Raw genomic sequence first — 20751 nt, forward strand, 5'->3', positions numbered from 1 at the left:
TAAAATAACATAATAAAAAATAAAAAAATATCTTTATCTAACCTCTATTTTTCCATTATTCCATTCTATATATTGACTACCTGGTTTTGATAAATCCAATATAGGCACTCTTGCAGGTGTTGGATGAATACCCATTCTTTTCTGGAAATCAGTCTGTTCTTGGAATGTTCCACTGTTTATCATTACAGTTCCTTTATAGACACCATGCCCGTTTATATGGATATGTCCTGTGTGAAATATGTCTGGCTCATTATGGATTACCAAATAATCCTCCTGTTCAGGAGCAATAGGGCATCTTCCACCATAGGTTGGACATAGGTGCCTTCTTTTTAGGAGCTCCTTCATGATGGATGTAGGTTCGCTATATTTTGCCGAAGAAATTTGTCCTATTACATCGTCAAAGCTTCTACCATGATACAATAAAAAATCCAATCCATGAACATTCACAAATCCGGGATTACTTAAAAATGTAATATTATCCATGCCGTTAAATAATTTTAAAATTCTTTCTGGAAAAATAGGCTGAGGTTCAGCAGGTCTAAGGGCATCGTGGTTTCCAGGAGATATTATTATATGAATATGTTCAGGAATCTGTTCTAAATATGTTGCAATTTCTTTATATTGGGATATAATATCTACATCGTATAAATCATACTCTTGACCAGGGTATATACCAACACCATCTACTAAATCTCCGGCAATGGATATATACTTTAATCTACTAACTATTTTTTCCTCTAATCCATTATTTACATTTCCATTTAAGAATTCTACAAATTTTTTAAATGATTTATCTAAAAACTCATAACTCCCAATGTGAATATCTGATAAAAATGCAGTATATATTTTCTCATCAATACATTTTGGTTTTTTTGGGGTTATGTCTGGTCTTATACATTCATTTGCAAACATTACATTCCCACTATCTGGTATAAATCCACTAAATCCCACGACCTCATCTAATAATATATCATCGGGCAACTCATTACTTGCAATTTTGTCCTTCATCATAATTACTGTAAAAGTTGTGTTTTCATCTTCTATCTCTACCCTTTTATGACCTTTTTTTGTAGAGCTCACATCCGATACAATACCCACAACAAATACATCACTTTCTTTTTTCAGTTTATAAACTTTGTTTAATGGATATGCTTTTCTATTTACCTTTCTTTCAATCATTGCCTTGATTTTGTTATATCTATCTCTAAAATATTTTACAAAGTCATCAATAGTTCCTTCACAGGTGGATTTTCCCGATATATCCCATTCATCATATACCTTAATTTTAGATTCAATATCCTTAGATATATAGTTTATTTTTTTATTTATGCTATTTTTTATGGATTTTATCTCATTTAATCGTTTTTCTCTTTCTTTTATTAAATTATTTAACTTTTCCATTTCTTCCGAATTTTTAGATGTTAATTCTTCAATTTTATTATTACATATATTTTTATCATTCTTACTTATATCTATATTTTTATTATTACATACTATAGTTTCTTCTTTTTGAATATTTTGGGATTTTACTTTTTTATTATTTTCAAATTCATTATGGTGATTATCTACTTCTAAATTAACATCTGATGTATAATATGCTAAAAAGTCAAAATCTTCATAATTTTTTTTAATTTCGTCCAAACTATGATTTAAAAAAATATCTAAAAAATGGGCATCCAGCAGTATAAATTTATCATTTGTATTTTTAAATTCTTCGATTTTATTTACTAAATTGTTCCTTTCATTTTCAGGGAGTTTTTTAATCCTATTGTATGAGCTCGGTGATAAAAGAACTTCAATATTTAAAAAGTCATTAATCATATTTTCCCTTTTAAAAATTATAATATTTATATCTTATACTTAGTATCTCTTTTCTTTTCTTTTATTGTTTTTTAAATAGTGTATGTAAATATTAAAACTAAAACTTACTTTAAAAAATTAAAGGAATTATTTTTATTTTAATTAGTTTTTACTATATTAACTGTATCTCTTTAAATAATGCTTATGATTTATGTATGTATTTATATATATTTTTAATTTATTTAATTTAATATGCTGTTATTATTATTTTTAATTTATTTTTATTTTTTCTCTTTCTTTTCTTTTTTGCTATTCTGATATTTATTTATATTATAACACAGATAATCCAAGGGATGAATTATTACAGGTTTTCCATTTTTATTTTTCATTCTGCATATATCATCTGGTTTGCAGTAATAACTAAGCCCTTTTCCGCCATCCTCTTTCCAATTTTTGCAGTATTCGCAATGGGTAATGTGGTTTGCTACCTTGTATCCTATGTTATGGCTTATATAGTATTTTGTTTTATCTGCATCAAAATCCCCTACTGTGTTAAACATTGCAACAATTTCATTTAAAAAGTCCTCTATTTCATTGTCCTTTGCAATATCCAATGCACCAATATTTACCAATTCTCCATTTTCAATAGGTCTTAAATTTGGATTGAATTTTGCACAGAACCAATAAACTACAAAACTTCTTCTTGCATAATGGGATGGAGAACCTCCACTTAGTATATCTTCCAATATGCCTCTAATACATGGTGGATGCCATTCCTTTGGTATATCTCCCTTAAATCCTGATATTTTTATTCCTTCGGCTATTCCTTCAAATTTAACGATACTTCCTATAAAGGTTATAATATCTTTTATTTTTTCGTTATTTTTTACTTCCTTTGGGAGCTCATATGATTTTATTCTTTCAACCATCTCTTTAAGTTTTACCCTTATGAGCTCTATGGCATAGGTTTTTTTTACACGGTATATATTTACAAATCCCTTATCCAAATCCATTCTTTCGAGATGTAGGTCATTGTTTCGGGATAGTGATGCAGTATCTATAAATTCCCATATAGAAATTTCATTTGGTAATTTGTTCATAACATCTTTATAGTTTTTTTCAGCATATTTCTTAATATATAAATTGTAATATTTCGTATTTGCTATAATTATAAGTGTTAAATAATTGATTAATATATTTTTAAATTCCTTATCTATGCCGATATATGCATTTAAAAGTTCGTGATATGAATCGTCATCTTTAAATATGTATTTTAAAAAGTATTTAATTAATTTTATGTTATGATTATCGGTAATTTCATCAAAAAAGTCTAAATCCTTTATTTTATTAAGATTTTCCCAAAACATAAATACTACACCAAATGAATAATATTATTATATAATTTATATTTTATAACTATTTATAATTTAATTTTATAAGTTTATAATAATCTATTAAAATTCAATAATTTTTTATTTATTGTTTATTTCTTATTTTTTATTTATGAAGATTACGGTGATATTTATGAACAATAATATTTTAAGAAGGGGAAGACTTGGGAGCTCCGTAAAAGAGGATGTAATGCTATATACAACAAGTCTAAATTTCGATAAAGAGATATTTGAAAGCGATATACTTTGTGATATTGCCCATACAAAGATGTTAATGGAAAAAAACATTGTTTCAGAAGAGGATGGAAAAGAAATAATAAAAGAATTAATAAATATATTTAAAAATGGAATGGAATCTTTGAATTTAGACCCTTCTCTCGATGATATACATATGGTGATTGAAAGTGAGCTCATAAAAAAACTTGGGGAAGATATTGCAGGAAGAATGCATACAGGAAGAAGTAGAAATGATGAGGTTGCAACAGATTTAAGAATGGCACTTAGAGAAAAGATACTTCAAATATTAAAACAACTAATAAATATGGAGAAAAATATTTTAAATCTTGCAATGGAACATAAGGAGACGCTTACAATAGGATACACCCATTTACAACATGCACAACCTACAACCTATGCACATCATCTTTTAAGCTATGTTTCAGCAATAGAAAGGGATATTTTAAGGTTATTGGATGCATACAAAAGAATAAACATTTCACCACTTGGATGCGGTGCAATGGCAACAACAGGTTTTGATATAGATAGGAAAAGAACAATGGAACTTTTGGGATTTGATGCCCTTATAGAAAATTCAATGGATGGGGTTTCTTCAAGGGATTTTATAGTGGAAACAATGTCTAACCTATCAATATTGGGAATAAATCTGTCAAAAATTTGTGAAGAATTGGTGCTTTTTTCAACCTATGAATTTGGAACTATAACCTTGGCAAATGAATATACTTCAACCTCATCAATAATGCCTCAAAAAAAGAATCCAGATGTGGCAGAGATTGCAAGGGCAAAGTTATCAACCTTAAACGGAAATTTAGTTAGTGTTTTAACCATATTGAAGGCACTTCCAAATACTTACAATAGGGATTTACAGGAAATAAGTCCTCATTTATGGAAAAGCGTTTATACAGTAAGTGATACGATAAACATAATCGATGGAATGATTTCAACATTGAAGGTAAATACTGATAGAATGAAAGAACTTGCAGAGAAGAATTATTCCACAGCAACGGAGCTCGCAGATACTCTTGTTAGAGAGTGCGGTATTCCATTTAGAACAGCCCATGGAATTGTTGGAGAGGTTGTAAGGATAGCTATTGAAAGGAATAAAAATATGGATGAAGTAATTGATGAGGTTTTGAATAGGTATGGTTTAGAGCTCGATAAATCCATGATAGAAAAGGCACTTAATCCTATGGAAAATGTAAAAATGAGAAAGGTTATTGGAGGTCCAGCTCCTGAGGAAGTTGAAAGAGCTATATATTCCTACAAAGAAAGGGTATCCAATTATGAGAACGAGATAAATGAAAAAATTGAAAAAATTGAAAGGGTTAAAAAAGAATTATTAAGTATATTTAATGAATAATAATGGTGTAATTCCATCATCATTAATTATATCATTAAAATAAAAAATTAAATTTATATTTTTAATTAATTTTTATTTATTATCTATTATATTTATTCTCATTATTATTTCCATATTTTTATTTTATTTAATACATTATATTCTTGAATTGATAATGGCATTAATTATATAATCATCAGTTAGTCTTTTGGCATCTTTTGAACAGAAGTCTATTCTTAATGTTTTGCTTGCACCGGGCATTCCTGCTGCGGTGATTGTAATTATTCCATAGTTTTCAAGCATTTTCAAAGCAACATTGATATATTCCTCTTCTGAAAGATTTTTTATAATAAATCCAGTGGGGGTTTTTTCACATTCAAAACCTGCATTAATTAATGGGCTTAAATCAATATTTTCTGTTCTTTTTAAAGCCTCTTTTAAATTGTCCAATTTGAAGCTTTTTAATGCATTTACCATAGCTGCTAAAATGGGTGCCTGAGCCTCTAAGCCAAATTTTAAACCTTCGTTATATATTTTATCAACTAAATCCTTTTTTCCACACAACAAACCAGCCCTTGGACCATCCATTAATTTATCGGTGCTTGTAACCGCTAAATCAGCATTAATTTTAAGTGCTGGGGGCTGATTGTATAATAATCTCAATCTTGCACCTGAGGCGTCGTCTATAAATACAATGCTATTTTTTTCATTACATGAGTTTATTATTTTCTTTAAATTTTCTAACTCTACGATTTTATGGTCCATCGTAGCTCCTGTAATAATAGTTAAGGTTTTTTCATTTATTCTATTTAATATTTCATCCACATTATCGCTTTCAAAGTAATAGAGGTTAAATATTTTGCAACTTCTTGGAATTGATGGATGAGATGGTTTTTTTGGAACATAATGAATTACATTAGTTATATCATTTGATAAAGCCATTATTGTGGAGAAAATTGCCGCAGATGTTCTGTTAAATCCCACAGCCTTATGAATTGAAGGAGCTCCTCCAAAGTGTAAAACTCCTACTTCATTTAATTTTTCTGAAAATATGGCTGGACCAACATAAGTTTCTAATAATTCCAAATCTGTTTTGTGAATAATAAATCCTCCTGCAATACCTGTTAAATCATATAAATATTCCCGTCCCTTTTCTTTTATTATGTCACGGATTATTTTTCTGGCTTTTTCCAATCTATTTAATTCAGATGTATTATTGTTCATAACATCACCAACGTATATCATTTAATTATATAATGTAATATAATATAATTGCACTGAAAATTTAACATAGTAAAATTAATATAAAAATAAATTAAAAATATTAATAATTTTATAAAAAAATTTTGATAATATATTGTAAAATAAAAAATATAATAAAAATGATTATATTAACCTGCACCACAGGCATCTATGTTTGTATCAACGCCAGATATTTCTTCTCTTTTGAGTAGGTCTTCTACTTCTTCTTCATTAATTTCTTTTTCTTCTTTTTTCTCTTTAAATTCTATGATTTCTAATGTATGTGGTTTATACATCAAATCATTGTCTAATAAGACCCACTCCGTGTCATCTTCTTTTTTTATGTCTTTGACAATACCCTTGGTTCCAGTGTTAATATATTTTACATAAGAACCTACTGTAATCTCTTTATGGTTTATGTCAAGTGCCATAATATCACCAATTCTAAATAAACTAAATAATATATTATAATTTAAATAATAAATAATATTGTTCCAAACCTAAAAACAATACATTATCCAAACCACCATCATATTATGCAGTCAATGATAGCCTGAGAAAAGATAGAAAAATATAGGAGCTCAGGTTTGATGTAAGCCCGCAACCAAGTGATACTTAGTAACGACCTAGTCAATTCCAAAACTTTTTGACCGACTCCAAAGAGTGTTTGCTAAGCTATGCTTAGCAAATAATTCCGGTTGATCCCGCCGGAGGCCACTGCTATTGGGGTTCGACTAAGCCATGCGAGTCTATGGACTTCGGTCCATGGCGGACGGCTCAGTAACACGTGGCTAACCTGCCCTCAGGTGGGGGATAACCTTGGGAAACTGAGGATAATACCCCATAGGGGAAGAGGTCTGGAATGATCCTTCCTTGAAAGGACATCCGCCTGAGGATGGGGCTGCGTCCGATTAGGTAGTTGGTGGGGTAATGGCCCACCAAGCCTACGATCGGTACGGGCCTTGAGAGAGGAAGCCCGGAGATGGGGACTGAGACACGGCCCCAGGCCCTACGGGGCGCAGCAGGCGCGAAACCTCCACAATGCACGAAAGTGCGATGGGGGGACCCCAAGTGCCTATGCACAGCATAGGCTTTTCCCAAGTGTAAATAGCTTGGGGAATAAGGGCTGGGCAAGTCCGGTGCCAGCAGCCGCGGTAACACCGGCGGCCCGAGTGGTGGCCACTCTTATTGGGCCTAAAGCGTCCGTAGCCGGTCCAGTAAGTCCCTGTTTAAATCCTACGGCTCAACCGTAGGGCTGGCAGGGATACTGCTGGACTTGGGACCGGGAGAGGACGAGGGTACTCCAGGGGTAGCGGTGAAATGCGTTGATCCCTGGAGGACCACCTATGGCGAAGGCACTCGTCTGGAACGGGTCCGACGGTGAGGGACGAAAGCCAGGGGCGCGAACCGGATTAGATACCCGGGTAGTCCTGGCCGTAAACTCTGCGGACTAGGTGTCACCTGGGCCTTGGGCCCAGGTGGTGCCGAAGGGAAGCCATTAAGTCCGCCGCCTGGGGAGTACGGTCGCAAGACTGAAACTTAAAGGAATTGGCGGGGGAGCACCACAACGGGTGGAGCCTGCGGTTTAATTGGATTCAACGCCGGGCATCTCACCAGGGGCGACAGCATGATGACGGTCAGGTTGACGACCTTACCTGAAGCGCTGAGAGGTGGTGCATGGCCATCGTCAGCTCGTACCGCGAGGCGTCCTGTTAAGTCAGGTAACGAGCGAGACCCGTGCCCTATGTTGCGACTTCTTCCTCCGGGGAGAAGGCACTCATAGGGGACCGCTGGTGTTAAACCAGAGGAAGGAGCGGGCAACGATAGGTCCGCATGCCCCGAATCCCCTGGGCTACACGCGGGCTACAATGGTTGGGACAATGGGATGCAACCCTGAAAGGGGAAGCAAATCTCCTAAACCCAATCGTAGTTCGGATCGTGGGCTGTAACTCGCCCACGTGAAGCTGGAATCCGTAGTAATCGCAGTTCAACATACTGCGGTGAATGTGTCCCTGCTCCTTGCACACACCGCCCGTCACACCACCCGAGTTGGGTTGAGGTGAGGCCCTAGCCTTTGGCTAGGGTCGAACCTGGGCTCAGCAAGGGGGGTGAAGTCGTAACAAGGTAGCCGTAGGGGAACCTGCGGCTGGATCACCTCCTAAGAAAAAAAGGTCGTTACTAAGCACTAAATGGTTGCGGGCTGAGGACTGGGCCCGTAGCTCAGTTGGGAGAGCGCCGCCCTTGCAAGGCGGAGGCCGTGGGTTCAAATCCCGCCGGGTCCATAGCGAGGTTCATAATCCATAGGGTTATGAACTGAAAACCTGATTTTAGATGATGGTTTGTATAAGCCTCTGTATCTGGTGATATCCAAGTATCCTATATATCCGATATCCTATCTGGGGAATGGCTTGGCTTGGAACGCCGATGAAGGACGTGGTAAGCTGCGATAAGCCCATGCGAGGCGCATACAGCCGTGGAACATGGGATTTCCGAATGGGACTTCCTGCCCTTTTGGGCGATCCGTGAGGATCGGGAACGCGGGGGATTGAAGCATCTTAGTACCCGCAGGAAAAGAAATCAACAGAGATTCCGTTAGTAGGGGCGACTGAAAGCGGAACAGGGCAAACTGAATCCCGCAAGGGAGATGTGGTGTTATGGGCCCTCTTCAAAACTTAGGAAGGGATGCCGAAGTTGCCTGGAATGGCACACCATAGAGGGTGAAAGTCCCGTAGGTATAACCAACCTAAGTTTGAGGTGTCCCTGAGTACCGTGCGTTGGATATCGCGCGGGAATATGGGAGGCATCGACTTCCAACCCTAAATACGTTCCAAGACCGATAGCGTACTAGTACCGTGAGGGAAAGCTGAAAAGCACCCTTAATCGGGTGTGAAAAGAGCCTGAAACCAGATAGGGATGGAATGGCATGGCTCCAAAGGCAACTGTTCCGAAGGAACCCCTTGCAAAAGGGCAGTACGAGGAACAGAGTCCAGGGTTGTGCCGTCCGTTTCGAAAAACGGGCCGGGGAGTGTATGGTTGTGGCGAGCCTAAGACCTTAAAGGTCGGAGGCGTAGGGAAACCAACAAGTCCGCAGGCTTTGCCGAGGGACGGGGTCTTAAGGGCCCGGAGTCACAGCCATACGACCCGAAACCGGGCGATCTAGGCCGGGGCAAGGTGAAGTCCCTCATCAGAGGGATGGAGGCCTGCAGAGGTGCTGCCGTTCGAAGCGCTCTTCTGACCTCGGTCTAGGGGTGAAAGGCCAATCGAGCCCGGAGATAGCTGGTTCCCCCCGAAGTAACCCTAAGGTTAGCCGGAGGTTAGGTAGATAGCAGGGTAGAGCACTGATAGGGTGGTTAGGGGGCGAAAGCCCTCGCCACTCTGTCAAACTCCGAACCTGTTGTCGCCGCAGCCTCTGAGTAAGGGCATACGGGTAAGCTGTATGTCCGAGACGGGAATAGCCGTGACTCAGGTTAAGGTCCCTAAGTGCCGGTTAAGTGTGAACACGAAGGGCGTCCTTGGCCTAAGACAGCAGGGAGGTTGGCTTAGAAGCAGCCATCCTTAAAAGAGTGCGTAACAGCTCACCTGTCGAGGTCAGGGGCCCCGAAAATGGACGGGGCTAAATCGGCCACCGAGACCTGAGGGCACCGAAAGGTGATCCGGTAGGGGGGCGTTCTGCGAGGGCAGAAGCTTGGCTGTGAAGTCAAGTGGACCTCGTAGAAATGAAGATCCCGGTAGTAGTAACAGCATAAGTGGGGTGAGAATCCCCACCGCCGAAGGGGCAAGGGTTCCACAGCAATGTTCGTCAGCTGTGGGTAAGCCGGTCCTAACTTCCGAGGTAACTCCTTTGGAAGGAAAGGGAAACAGGTTAATATTCCTGTGCCATCTAAATACACGCGGCAACGCAAGGTCAGTTTCTGACGCTTCAGGGTAGGCTAACTGCCTTTGTCAGGGTAGTCAAGTGTATAAGTCCGGGGAGAGTTGTAATAACGAGAACCGGATGAAAGCACGATGAGCTGTCCGTTAGGACGGTTTGGTCGAGCTCTGGAGCCCGTGAAAAGGGAACTGACATGGATTTTAGATGACCGTACCCAGAACCGACACTGGTGCCCCTAGGTGAGTATCCTAAGGCGTATCGGATGAATCTAGTCGAGGGAAGTCGGCAAAATGGCCCCGTAACTTCGGGAGAAGGGGTGCCAGCGACCTTACTTATAAGTGGGGTTGCTGGTCGCAGTGACCAGGGAGGTCCGACTGTTTAATACAAACATAGGTCTTAGCTAGTCTGAAAAGATGTGTACTAAGGCCGACGCCTGCCCAGTGCTGGTACGTGAACCCCGGGTTCAACCGGGCGAAGCGCCAGTAAACGGCGGGGGTAACTATAACCCTCTTAAGGTAGCGAAATTCCTTGTCGGGTAAGTTCCGACCTGCATGAATGGCGTAACGAGACCTCCACTGTCCCCGACTAGAATCCGGTGAACCTACCATTCCGGTGCAAAGGCCGGAGACCTCCAGTGGGAAGCGAAGACCCCGTGGAGCTTTACTGCAGCCTGCCGTTGGGGCATGGTTGTGGGTGTACAGTGTAGGTGGGAGCCGTCGAAACCTCCTCGCCAGGGGAGGTGGAGGCAACCATGGGACACCACCCTCCCATGACCATGTCCCTCACCCAAGTATGGGGACACCGGTAGGTGGGCAGTTTGGCTGGGGCGGTACCCTCCTAAAAATGCATCAGGAGGGCCCAAAGGTCGGCTCAGGCGGGTCAGGACTCCGCTGTTGAGTGTAAGGGCAAAAGCCGGCCTGACTTGGTTGCCCAAAATACGCAACCAAGAGGCGAAAGCCGGGCCTAACGAACCCCTGTGCCTCACCGATGGGGGCCAGGGATGACAGAAAAGCTACCCCGGGGATAACAGAGTTGTCGCGGGCAAGAGCCCATATCGACCCCGCGGCTTGCTACCTCGATGTCGGTTTTTCCCATCCTGGATCTGCAGCAGGATCCAAGGGTGGGGCTGTTCGCCCATTAAAGGGGATCATGAGCTGGGTTTAGACCGTCGTGAGACAGGTTGGTTGCTATCTGCTGGAGGTGTTGGCTGCCTGAGGGAAAGGTGGTTCTAGTACGAGAGGAACGAACCGCCGGTGCCTCTAGTCTATCGGTTGTCCGACAGGGCATTGCCGAGCAGCCACGCACCAAGGGATAAGGGCTGAAAGCATCTAAGCCCGAAACCCATCCTGAAAACAGGCAGCCAGTCCCTTCGGGGACGAGGGCTCCCGTAGAAGACGGGTTTGATAGGCTAGGGATGTAAGCACCGAGGGTTCGCCCGAGGTGTTTAGTTCGCTAGTACTAATCGCCCGAGGGATATTTAGGATACTTGGACACTTAAAGATATGGGGGCTTATGCGTTTGGAAATTATATTTTTTTAAATATATAATCCATGTATCTAAATATAATAATATAATGTTTATAAAATCTATAAAGTTTGTAAATTTTGCTATTTTTTTCATGTTTAATTTTATTTTAAAAACTCTTTAATGAAATGTTAAAATTTGTTCAGCAACATTATGCTATACATGCTATTTTAAAAATATTAAAAATACTAAAAGAAAAAAGTATAAAATAGAGGATAAAAAGGAAAGAAGATAAATCATTATTTTTTCTTAGATTTTTTATCTTCTCTCATTATTATTATCTTTTCAGCTTTTATAGTTGCATTTTTTAAGATTATTTTTACATTTGATGGTAGCCCACCAAATCCAGCAGGCATTGTCATGGTAGGGAGTGATATTCCAGTTTCTTCACTTTCATAGGATTCTTCTCCTTCAACTTCTTCTTTATCCATTACAATTTCTTCTTCCACAGCTCCCCAGTTCTCAACAACAGGATGGTTTTTATTTTTTAAGAATTCCTGTAATTCACCTATATTTGAGACATCTTCTTCTGTTGCTATCTTATCAACCATTTCTTCTAAAATTCCATCTTTTACTTTTTCTTTTAATTCCCTGGGTAGCCAAACTACCCTTTTCCAACCTCCATCGGCCTGAAAGAATTTAGGCGATTTCATGTAGGCTACACTTATACCACAAAATCCTTCAACCTGCCTTCCACCACTGCACTGCCCAGCAAGTGCTGAAAATGGTACCCCTATTGGAGTTTCTCCTTTATAACTCCTATCAACTATTCCAAATCCATCAACTTCTGGAATATAAAATGTAATAGCCTCAAAACAGCCACATGATGTAGAAGGTCTATCCATAACACTGTGTAATGTTATCTCCTTGATAGCACCTCCGGACTTTTCATAAACTACTTCATTCACATTATCATATATCCCCTTAATTTCATCTAAACAATTTCCTTTTGGAATTTCAAATATTGGTCCCTCAGGGTCTATTTTAGCCGCAGCTCTTGCATCGAAATAATTTATACCACCACACAATGCAGGTTTATCGGGTGTAATTACGCATACATGCGTTGGAGCAAAACTCTGACACATGATACAACCGTAGAATGTATCAACATCCTCCTCATGTAAGTTTTTTGTTTTTTCGTCTCTTTTATTATATATTTCTCTTGCTTTTTCCAATTCTTCCTTAACTACATCTGGTTCAGTTATTAGCCTAACATCCACATGTTTTATGAATGGGAATTCTGCCTTATATATATCTTGAATTACCTTACCGATATGTTTTAATCTTAATCCTTTATTGTAAGCATCTTTATTTATTCTAATCCAAACACTATCTCTTTGATTTAAATGCATAACTCCTTCTATGTAGTTAAATATTTCATGAACCCTTCTTTCCAATACTCCTTCCAAATCTTCTTCTAAGGAGTCACCGCTAACATTTATTATTACTGCAAATGGTGTTCTACTGCCTTCCTCCATTTCATCAATATCCTTTCCGATAACTTCAATTTTGTCCGATGCACCATCTACAACCTTAACCAATTCAAATCCATAAGATTTCGGTCCAGCCAATTCCACTTGCATATCTGGACCTCTAACTCTTTCTCCTTCATTCATTGGACCTACTGAAACAGGAATTTCAATATTTTCAGCCATCTTTTCACCATTACCAATATAATACTAAATTATCATTATTAATCATTATAATTTGAATATTTAATAACTAAATATATATACCTTATTGTGAAAAAAATTAAAAATTGTATTACTCAATAAAATAAAAGTTAAAAAAGCTAAATAACTTAAATAATATCAATTGAACTGATTAATATTTAATAATAAAATTTAATAATATTAATACTAAAATTTATTTATATTTTTATATTTTTTTAGATTTGGTTTTTAAATCTTCTCTTGTAATTACCAATTCCTCCGCTTTTATAACTACATTTTTTAATATTATCTTCATATTAGATGGCAAACCGCCAAACCCAGCAGGTAGGCTTATTGTAGGAACAGTTAATTCGGTTTTAGATTTTGATATATCAACAGGTTTTTCTTCTGTTTCTATTTTATCTTCAATTTTATCATGTTCTTCAAGTTTCTCTATTACTGGATGTTTTTTATCCATTAGGTATTTTTTTAACTCCTCAGTATTTGAAATATCCTTTTCTGTTGCTATTTTATCCCTTAATTTTTTTGGAATAGCATCCTTAACTTTTTCTTTTAGTTCTTCTGGAAGCCAGACAATTTTATTCCAGCCCCCATCTCCTTTTAAGAATCTTGGAGACCTCATATATTCAACTGATATACCAACAAATCCTTCAACCTGTTTTCCACCACTGCATTGTCCGGCAATTGCAGAGAATGGTAGTCCATATGGAGTTTCTCCTTTAAAGTGCCTATGAACTACACCAAAACCATCTACCTCAGGAATATAAAAAACAATAGCCTCGAAACAACCACAGGATGTGCATGGTTTTATCATAGCACTGTGAAGGGCAAATTCTTCAACAGCTCCTCCGGACTTTTCCTGAACAACTTTATTGACACCATCGTATATGCCAAGTTTTTCATCTAAACATTCTCCTTTTGGAACTTCAAATATTGGTCCCTCAGGGTCTATTTTAGCCGCAGCTCTTGCATCGAAGTAACTTATACTACCACAAAGTGATGGTCTATCCGGTGTAATGATACATACATGCGTTGGAGCAAAACTCTGACACATAACACAGCCGTAGAATGTATCAACATCATCTTCACTTAATGCCCGAGCTCTTGCATCTCTTTCTTTGTATCTACTTTGTGCCATTTCAATAGCTTCTTTAACCTTTTCAGGTTCGGTGATAAGTTTAACATTGCAGTTTTCGATTATTGGGAAACTCTCTTTAAATAGATTTATTAAAACTTCTCCAATATGTCTTAACCTTAGTCCTTTATTGTATGCATCTTTATTAATTCTAATCCAAACTTGGTCTCTCTGGTTTAAGTGCATAACACCTTCTATATAGTTTAAAAATTCATGCACTCTTCGTTCTAAAACTCCTTCAATATCGCTTTCAAGACCTTTTCCACTTATTTCAATGACTATTGCAAATGGTATTCTACTTCCTTCTTCTATTCCATCAATATCATTACCTATAATTTCAACACCATTTTTGGCATTTTCATTAACAAGAACAATTTCACAACCATAAGATTTCGGTCCAGCCAATTCCACCTGCATATCTGGACCTCTAACTCTTTCTCCTTCATTCATTGGTCCTACTGATACTGGGATATCGATTTCTGCAACTTTTACTTCGACTCCTTTCATTTTCAAGGCATTTTCTACAATGTCCTCTATATCGGAGCTCTCCAATGAACCTTTTATTTCAGGCACTGGATTATTAGTAATTACAGGAACCCCCGCTTTAATGCATCCTGCACCTGCTGCAAGTGTAATATCATCAACAGGCCCTAATGCAACTACAATAGCAGGAACCCTATTTGTGATATATTCAATAATTTCATCCGTTTTACCAGGTTCAATGCCACCATATATAAGTGGAACACGAACTGCAAGGTTTGCGGCATGTGCAGCAGATGTAATGCTATCCCCCACTGGAACAAGAAGTTTATCCAATCCAAACTCTAATTTAGCCTCTTCCATTTCTTTAACAATATCTCCAATAAATAAGCCCAATATATTTCTTTTCTGAATATCTTCAATTAATTTTTTTAATTTTTCTTTATCTCCTACTTTACCTACAACTACAAGTACAGCAGGAATTTTGCCTTCAACAAGTGGAACACCTAAATCCCTTATAATTTCATCAGGAATAAATCCTGTATATGGAGGTTTATATGGCGTTTCATTTTCTGCATATTTTAATGCCTCAATGGCTTCAGCACATAATAATGTTTTAACCCCCACATCAAGGGCATTATCTAATGTTTCATCTTCGCTGATTTCAAGAGAATTAATTAACCCTTTTAACTGCTCAATATTTTCAATTTTTTTCCCAATAAACCATATATTATTGGAAGATTGTAATTTGTTGAAGGATATCCAACATTTTTATTTTCTTTATCAGTTAAAAGTTCCTTAGTTAAATTTAATACTGATTTTCCACCAGATATTATATTTTTAACCACCATTATCTCACCAATTTCATTTTTATATAGGTATTCATGATTTGGTTATGACACAGCCAATAATTAATACACTTAAATTTCCAAAAATAATATAAATAATTGTTTAATACATAAAACAAGATAATAATAACATTTAATAAAAAATAAAATAATATAATATTTTTTGTAATAAAATATAATGTAATAAAATATAGGACGGATATGGAATAAATATTTAGACATTTAATTAAATTTCCTGCCTCCATTCTTCGGATATTATTTTTATTAATTTATTTCTTCTATCGTCTTTTATCATATCAAGACACTCATCACATATTAATTTTAAGGCATTATCCTTACAAGCCTCCACACATGCAGGAGTAATTCTGTCTGTATCTAAACACAATGTGCATTTATGTGCTACCTTTTCCTCGATAAATATTGCCCCAATAGGACAGGCAATTTCACACATTCCACATCCTATGCATCTCTCTTTATTTACAATAGGAATATTTTCTTTTAAATATATGGCATTGACTGGGCAAATGTTCATACAAGGAGCATTTTCACACTGCATACAGAATATTGGAATATTTCCTGCTTTTTTAACTCTGCTTATACCGTGGATTTCTTTACATTTATTGATACAATCATTACATCCTGTGCATTTTGAAGGGTCAAGAACTATTAGCTTTGGGTTCATTTTACCACCAATATATTTTATGGATTATTTAATAACATTACAAGCCGTTTTATGGCCTCCAAATGTTCTTCTTTTTCCATATTTGGAAAAGAATATTTGGCATTTGGGTGATATTTTCTATCAATGGTTAATGTAATTGAATCTGAAAAATGTTTTAGATGAGTTAGTGCCTGAGCAAGATAATAATATGTTATACCTGAAAATATTACCAAATCATGTTTTTTTTCATCAGAAATCTTTTTTATAGCATCTAATAAGTTCATATCTCGTGGAGTATATATTTTTTCAATATTAAGATGTTCTAAATATTCGAGCTCTTCCTCCTTAGGTCCCAATATCAATATTGGATTTTTACTTCTTTTAATCATACTAACGGCTATTTTTGTGCTCACAATTTCGGCATGGTTTAAATTTGAACCAGCAGTAGGCTGATAAGGTGTAGTTTTTCCAAGCATATTTTCACCAGATAATAAATATTTGACATTATATATTGCTTAATCGTATAGTATATTGTTTAAAGGTAAATTAAGATAAATTAATATAAATTAAAATAAATAATAAAAATTAAATAAATTAATGAATTAATATATTAAGGTTGGGTCTTTTGGTATTTTTTCCCTAGGTTTCCAATTTTTCTCTTTTAAATAATTTAATATTTTGTCTTTCATCATAAATGGTATATCTGCTTCTGTTCTAACGAATTTTTCTAAATCTGGTGGCATGCATCCGAAATATTTTTCATATACGCTTACATAATGATATACTTTCATACCTCGTCCCTTTGGTCCATCTGATGCCCTCATACAAAGTTTTGGAATCATACAGATGCATTCTTTCATATTTTCAGCAGATGTTATAAGATGTTCTGGCACAGGACCTATTTTCATATATTCTTTGCTGGCTTTGTCAAATACCTCAAAGTCCTTTCCATCACTTAAATACATCCTTCTATATTTTGTTGAGTGGGGTCCTGTAATAACAGGAACTCCCCACCTATTTGCCCCTGTGGCAATTGAAGCAGCTTTTTGGGACATAGCACCCCACGCTACACCAACAGCTCCAACTTTGTTTAATATATAATCTGCAACTTCTTCATAATTGCCCCTTAATGGAAGTCTTGCAAATATGTTTGCCACTTTTATGGCAGCTCCGGTAACATGGCAATTACTTAAACAGCTTCCACAATTTACAAGACCGCCTGCTTTAAATTCCCCCGGATATTTATCGTATAATGTTTTGCCATCTTTATCTTTCCACATTCCTATTGCCATTGCTGCACATCCCGTTGTTACAACTATGTATTTTCTCTCTAAGAACTCTTTGGCAATCATTGCAACCTCTTCTTCACCATTTGGATGATTGGAACATCCTACCAATGCCACAATTCCTGGAATATCACCAAATACAATCGGAGCTCCTACGTTTCTTATTTCAACATCTTGAACAGGTCCTCTACCTGCCCTCATTTTAAAGTCCCAATCCTTAAAGAAGTAATCTCCAACCTTTGTAGTCATGGATACAATTGGAAGTTTTCTTTCACATTCACATTCACATCTTCCACAGCCATAACATTTTCTATATAATTCTTTAAATTTATCGAAATTACCTTCTTTTGCCCCTATCATGGCATTCATTACCTCGAAGGAGTTTGGACATACTCTATCACACCATCCACATTCTGTACATTTGTTTGCAAGAACTCTAACCTCTTCTAATGTAGGCAGACATTTATCTTTTTTATCCTTTCTCTCTTTTGATATAATTCTTGCGAGCTCAGTTGCCACTTTTCCAACTTTATATTCGTCAAGTATCAAACCAGCCCTATCTCTCAATATTTTGGCTATTATTTCATCTTCGCTTAAATGGGATAAATCTTCCAGCCCTAAACACATTTTTTCATTGGTGGCTATTAAAACAGCCCCCGTATTAATGGATTCTTCAAGAATATCAGTTCTTATGCACTGTTCATCCACTACCACAACATCTGCCACCCCACTTCTAACAAACATTAACTGTCTTGAAAGAGGACCTATCACTTTTGCCCTGTCATTGTATCTACTTACATCTATTGCAGTGCAGCATATTCCACATACCTCTATTTCATCTTCTAAATTATTGTTTTCTATATAATCCATTATCTCGGCACCAGGAACGACATTATGCCCTATGCACAATATTACAGGTTTATTTTTATTAACGCATTTAAGCCCCATTTCTATAAGTGGAGCGTCTATGTCTCCTTTCGGCATATTATATCCAACGATTTGAGCGAGGTCTCCAACTTCCCGTGCTAAATCATCTATCATACCAGCATGTAAGGATTTACTTTCAAAATCTAAATAGCTACCTTCTTGACCTGTGTGTGCAGCTGAAAGTAAATGGGTAATCTGTTCTTCACAGTAGTCCAATACCTTTTCTAAGTCTCCAAGTGTTTTTGGTTTTATGCCCATAACGGTTCTGGTAATTGGAGCTTCTACATCTATGCTGTTTCCTAAGTCTATTGGGTAATCTTTTCCTAATCGTTCTATTAATGAATGTAAAACATGCCTACTATGACCAGCATGACATGCTGCCCCTATACAGCAGGCTATCAATACTATTCTTGACTGTTGGGCTTTTATATTGATACCGCAGGCTCCCTTTTTTCCCCTACTTAAATCACACTTTCCAAAGGTGCATAAACAGCACATATCACAGATTGGCATGTAAAATGGAGGATATCTTTTTAAAAGTTTGAAATCCCATTTTCTTAAATCAGGTATTTTTGGTTTAGGGGTAGGTCCCATAGGCTCCCAATCTTCATGGAATTCTTCATTATCTCCTATTTTTATACTACCTGTTATTTTAAGGTTTTTAGATTTTAATAATGGTGATACTATTTTTTTTATATCTCCTTCTACTTTCATGATTCCACCAAGTAGTAACTGTTATGAATATTATTATAAAAAATAATCAATTATCATTATTAATCATTATAATTTACACATAAATAAGATATATATACCTTTTTATTATTTTATAAAAAAATAGTATTATTGTTAATTTTGAGTATAATTTAAAAAAATAAATAAAATAAATATTTAAAGGTAATAAATAGATACACTTAATAGTATATTTTATATTGTATAATATATAACAATAAATTACGGAAACACATAATAATAAAAAGATATATATTGAGAAATAACATATACTAACTTATAATAAACTGAGGTGTGAAAATGAAAGTATATTATGACCAAGATACAAATCTTGATGCAGTAAAAGATAAAACAATAGCAGTAATTGGATACGGTAGCCAAGGTAGAGCTCAGGCTTTAAACATGAAAGATAGCGGTTTAAATGTAATAGTAGGTTTGAGACCAAACGGAGCTTCATGGGAAAAGGCAAAAGCAGATGGACATACTGTAATGACAATAGAAGAAGCCGCAGAAAAGGCAGATGTAATACATATACTTATACCTGATGAAGTTCAGGCAGATGTTTATAACAAACAGATAAAACAGTATTTAACAGAAGGAAAAACATTAGGATTTTCACATGGATACAACATACACTACGGATATATTGTTCCACCAGAAGGAGTAAATGTAATTATGGTTGCTCCAAAATCACCAGGTGCTATGGTTAGAAAAACATACGAAGAAGGTTTTGGTGTTCCAGGTTTAGTATGTGTTGAAAAGGACGAAACAGGAGATGCATTGGATATAGCTCTTGGAATGGCTAAGGCAGAAGGTTTAACAAGAGCAGGAGTAATTAAAACAACATTTAGAGAAGAAACAGAAACAGACCTCTTTGGAGAACAGGCTGTATTATGTGGTGGAGTAACAGAGCTCATAAAAGCAGGATTTGAAACACTTGTTGAGGCAGGATATGCTCCTGAAATGGCATACTTTGAAACCTGCAACGAGTTGAAATTAATCGTTGATTTAATATACCAAAAAGGACTTGCTGGAATGTGGCATGATGTTTCAAACACCGCTGAATATGGTGGAATATCCAGAAGAGAAAGAGTTGTAAATGAAGAATCAAGAAAAGCAATGAAAGAAATCTTAAAAGAAATACAGGATGGAAGATTTGCAAGAGAATGGGCATTAGAAAATATAAGTGGCAGACCTCATTTAAATGCTATGAGAAGATTGGAAAATGAACATTTACTCGAAACAACAGGTAAAAAATTAAGAAAAATGTGTGGATTAGAAAAAGATTAAGAAGATTAATATTAGGGTGGGTCATTTTGTATATTCTTTAAATATCAACACTAAATATTAAAACAAATTTAATCGTTATTATATAAATGAAAATTAAAAAGTTAATGGAAACGAATTATTATGACCCACGCTAAGATTAAAATTATAATATTAATTATTTAATTATTATTTTTTATTCATACCTTTAAATGTTTATTGTTTATTTAATTATTTAGTTAATTATTTAGTTAATAGTTAATTATTGGTTATTTATTTGCAAAATGTAAGGTTCTTAGTTTTTATTAATTTTATTAGTGTTAATATTAATTTTAGTGAAAT

At 36.2% G+C, this 20751-nt stretch carries 10 protein-coding genes, 1 tRNA gene, 2 rRNA genes and 1 pseudogene; 5 read left to right on the forward strand and 9 right to left on the reverse strand.

The features are described 5' to 3' along the window. Nucleotides 1-33: 33 nt before the first annotated feature. Together METOK_RS03750 and METOK_RS03755 are read right to left on the reverse strand one after the other, a co-directional pair. A complete protein-coding gene (locus METOK_RS03750; protein WP_013866899.1) occupies nt 34-1821 on the reverse strand; it encodes a DNA-directed DNA polymerase II small subunit in 1788 nt (595 codons plus the stop codon). A gap of 260 nt (nt 1822-2081) precedes the next feature. Then, on the reverse strand, nt 2082-3167 hold the full coding sequence (locus METOK_RS03755) for a hypothetical protein (RefSeq protein WP_013866900.1): 1086 nt from the start codon (nt 3165-3167) through the stop codon (nt 2082-2084). A gap of 157 nt (nt 3168-3324) precedes the next feature. Here METOK_RS03755 and argH point away from each other — a divergent pair, with 157 nt between their 5' ends. Then, a complete protein-coding gene (gene argH, locus METOK_RS03760) occupies nt 3325-4788 on the forward strand; it encodes an argininosuccinate lyase (protein ID WP_048057868.1) in 1464 nt (487 codons plus the stop codon). Nucleotides 4789-4923: 135 nt separating this feature from the next. Here argH and METOK_RS03765 read toward each other — a convergent pair whose 3' ends face one another. Both METOK_RS03765 and METOK_RS03770 read right to left on the reverse strand, forming a co-directional pair. After that, nucleotides 4924-5991 (reverse strand): TIGR03576 family pyridoxal phosphate-dependent enzyme, encoded by a 1068-nt coding sequence (locus METOK_RS03765; protein ID WP_048057869.1) that lies wholly within the window; start codon nt 5989-5991, stop codon nt 4924-4926. 167 nt (nt 5992-6158) lie between these two features. Further along, entirely contained in the window at nt 6159-6440 is a 282-nt protein-coding gene (locus tag METOK_RS03770; protein WP_013866903.1) for a DUF2098 domain-containing protein, read from the reverse strand. Between the two features lie 260 nt (nt 6441-6700). On the opposite strand from METOK_RS03770, the gene METOK_RS03775 reads away from it, so the two are divergent. The 3 genes from METOK_RS03775 to METOK_RS03785 all read left to right on the forward strand — a co-directional run bounded on the left by METOK_RS03775 (nt 6701) and on the right by METOK_RS03785 (nt 11362). Then, a 16S ribosomal RNA gene (locus METOK_RS03775) occupies nt 6701-8169 on the forward strand. A gap of 49 nt (nt 8170-8218) precedes the next feature. Then, nucleotides 8219-8291 (forward strand) — tRNA-Ala (locus METOK_RS03780). Between the two features lie 93 nt (nt 8292-8384). Then, nucleotides 8385-11362: ribosomal RNA gene (locus METOK_RS03785) — 23S ribosomal RNA — on the forward strand. Together the 16S and 23S rRNA genes with 1 tRNA gene alongside form the textbook arrangement of a ribosomal RNA operon. 281 nt (nt 11363-11643) lie before the next feature. Here the strand turns inward: METOK_RS03785 and cdhC are convergent. From cdhC to cdhA, 5 genes and pseudogenes are all read right to left on the reverse strand, one after another. Beyond that, entirely contained in the window at nt 11644-13059 is a 1416-nt protein-coding gene (gene cdhC, locus METOK_RS03790) for a CO dehydrogenase/CO-methylating acetyl-CoA synthase complex subunit beta (protein WP_013866904.1), read from the reverse strand. A gap of 223 nt (nt 13060-13282) precedes the next feature. After that, nucleotides 13283-15543: pseudogene (gene acsB / locus METOK_RS03795) on the reverse strand (acetyl-CoA decarbonylase/synthase complex subunit alpha/beta). A gap of 223 nt (nt 15544-15766) precedes the next feature. Next, nucleotides 15767-16222, reverse strand: coding sequence for a 4Fe-4S dicluster domain-containing protein (locus METOK_RS03800; RefSeq protein ID WP_013866907.1), 456 nt, complete (start codon nt 16220-16222; stop codon nt 15767-15769). Nucleotides 16223-16239: 17 nt separating this feature from the next. Further along, nucleotides 16240-16677 carry a carbon monoxide dehydrogenase beta subunit family protein gene (locus METOK_RS03805; protein ID WP_013866908.1) on the reverse strand — a complete coding sequence of 146 codons (438 nt, stop codon included), beginning with the start codon at nt 16675-16677 and terminating at the stop codon, nt 16240-16242. Between the two features lie 126 nt (nt 16678-16803). Then, complete coding sequence (cdhA, locus tag METOK_RS03810) at nt 16804-19128, reverse strand: CO dehydrogenase/acetyl-CoA synthase complex subunit alpha (protein ID WP_013866909.1); 2325 nt, start codon at nt 19126-19128, stop codon at nt 16804-16806. Between the two features lie 315 nt (nt 19129-19443). Between cdhA and ilvC the strand changes: the two genes are divergently transcribed. Further along, nucleotides 19444-20433 (forward strand): ketol-acid reductoisomerase, encoded by a 990-nt coding sequence (gene ilvC / locus METOK_RS03815; protein WP_013866910.1) that lies wholly within the window; start codon nt 19444-19446, stop codon nt 20431-20433. The last annotated feature ends 318 nt before the right edge of the window (nt 20434-20751 follow it).

This window comes from Methanothermococcus okinawensis IH1 (assembly GCF_000179575.2).
Classification (GTDB): domain Archaea; phylum AGJL01; class Methanococci; order Methanococcales; family Methanococcaceae; genus Methanofervidicoccus; species Methanofervidicoccus okinawensis.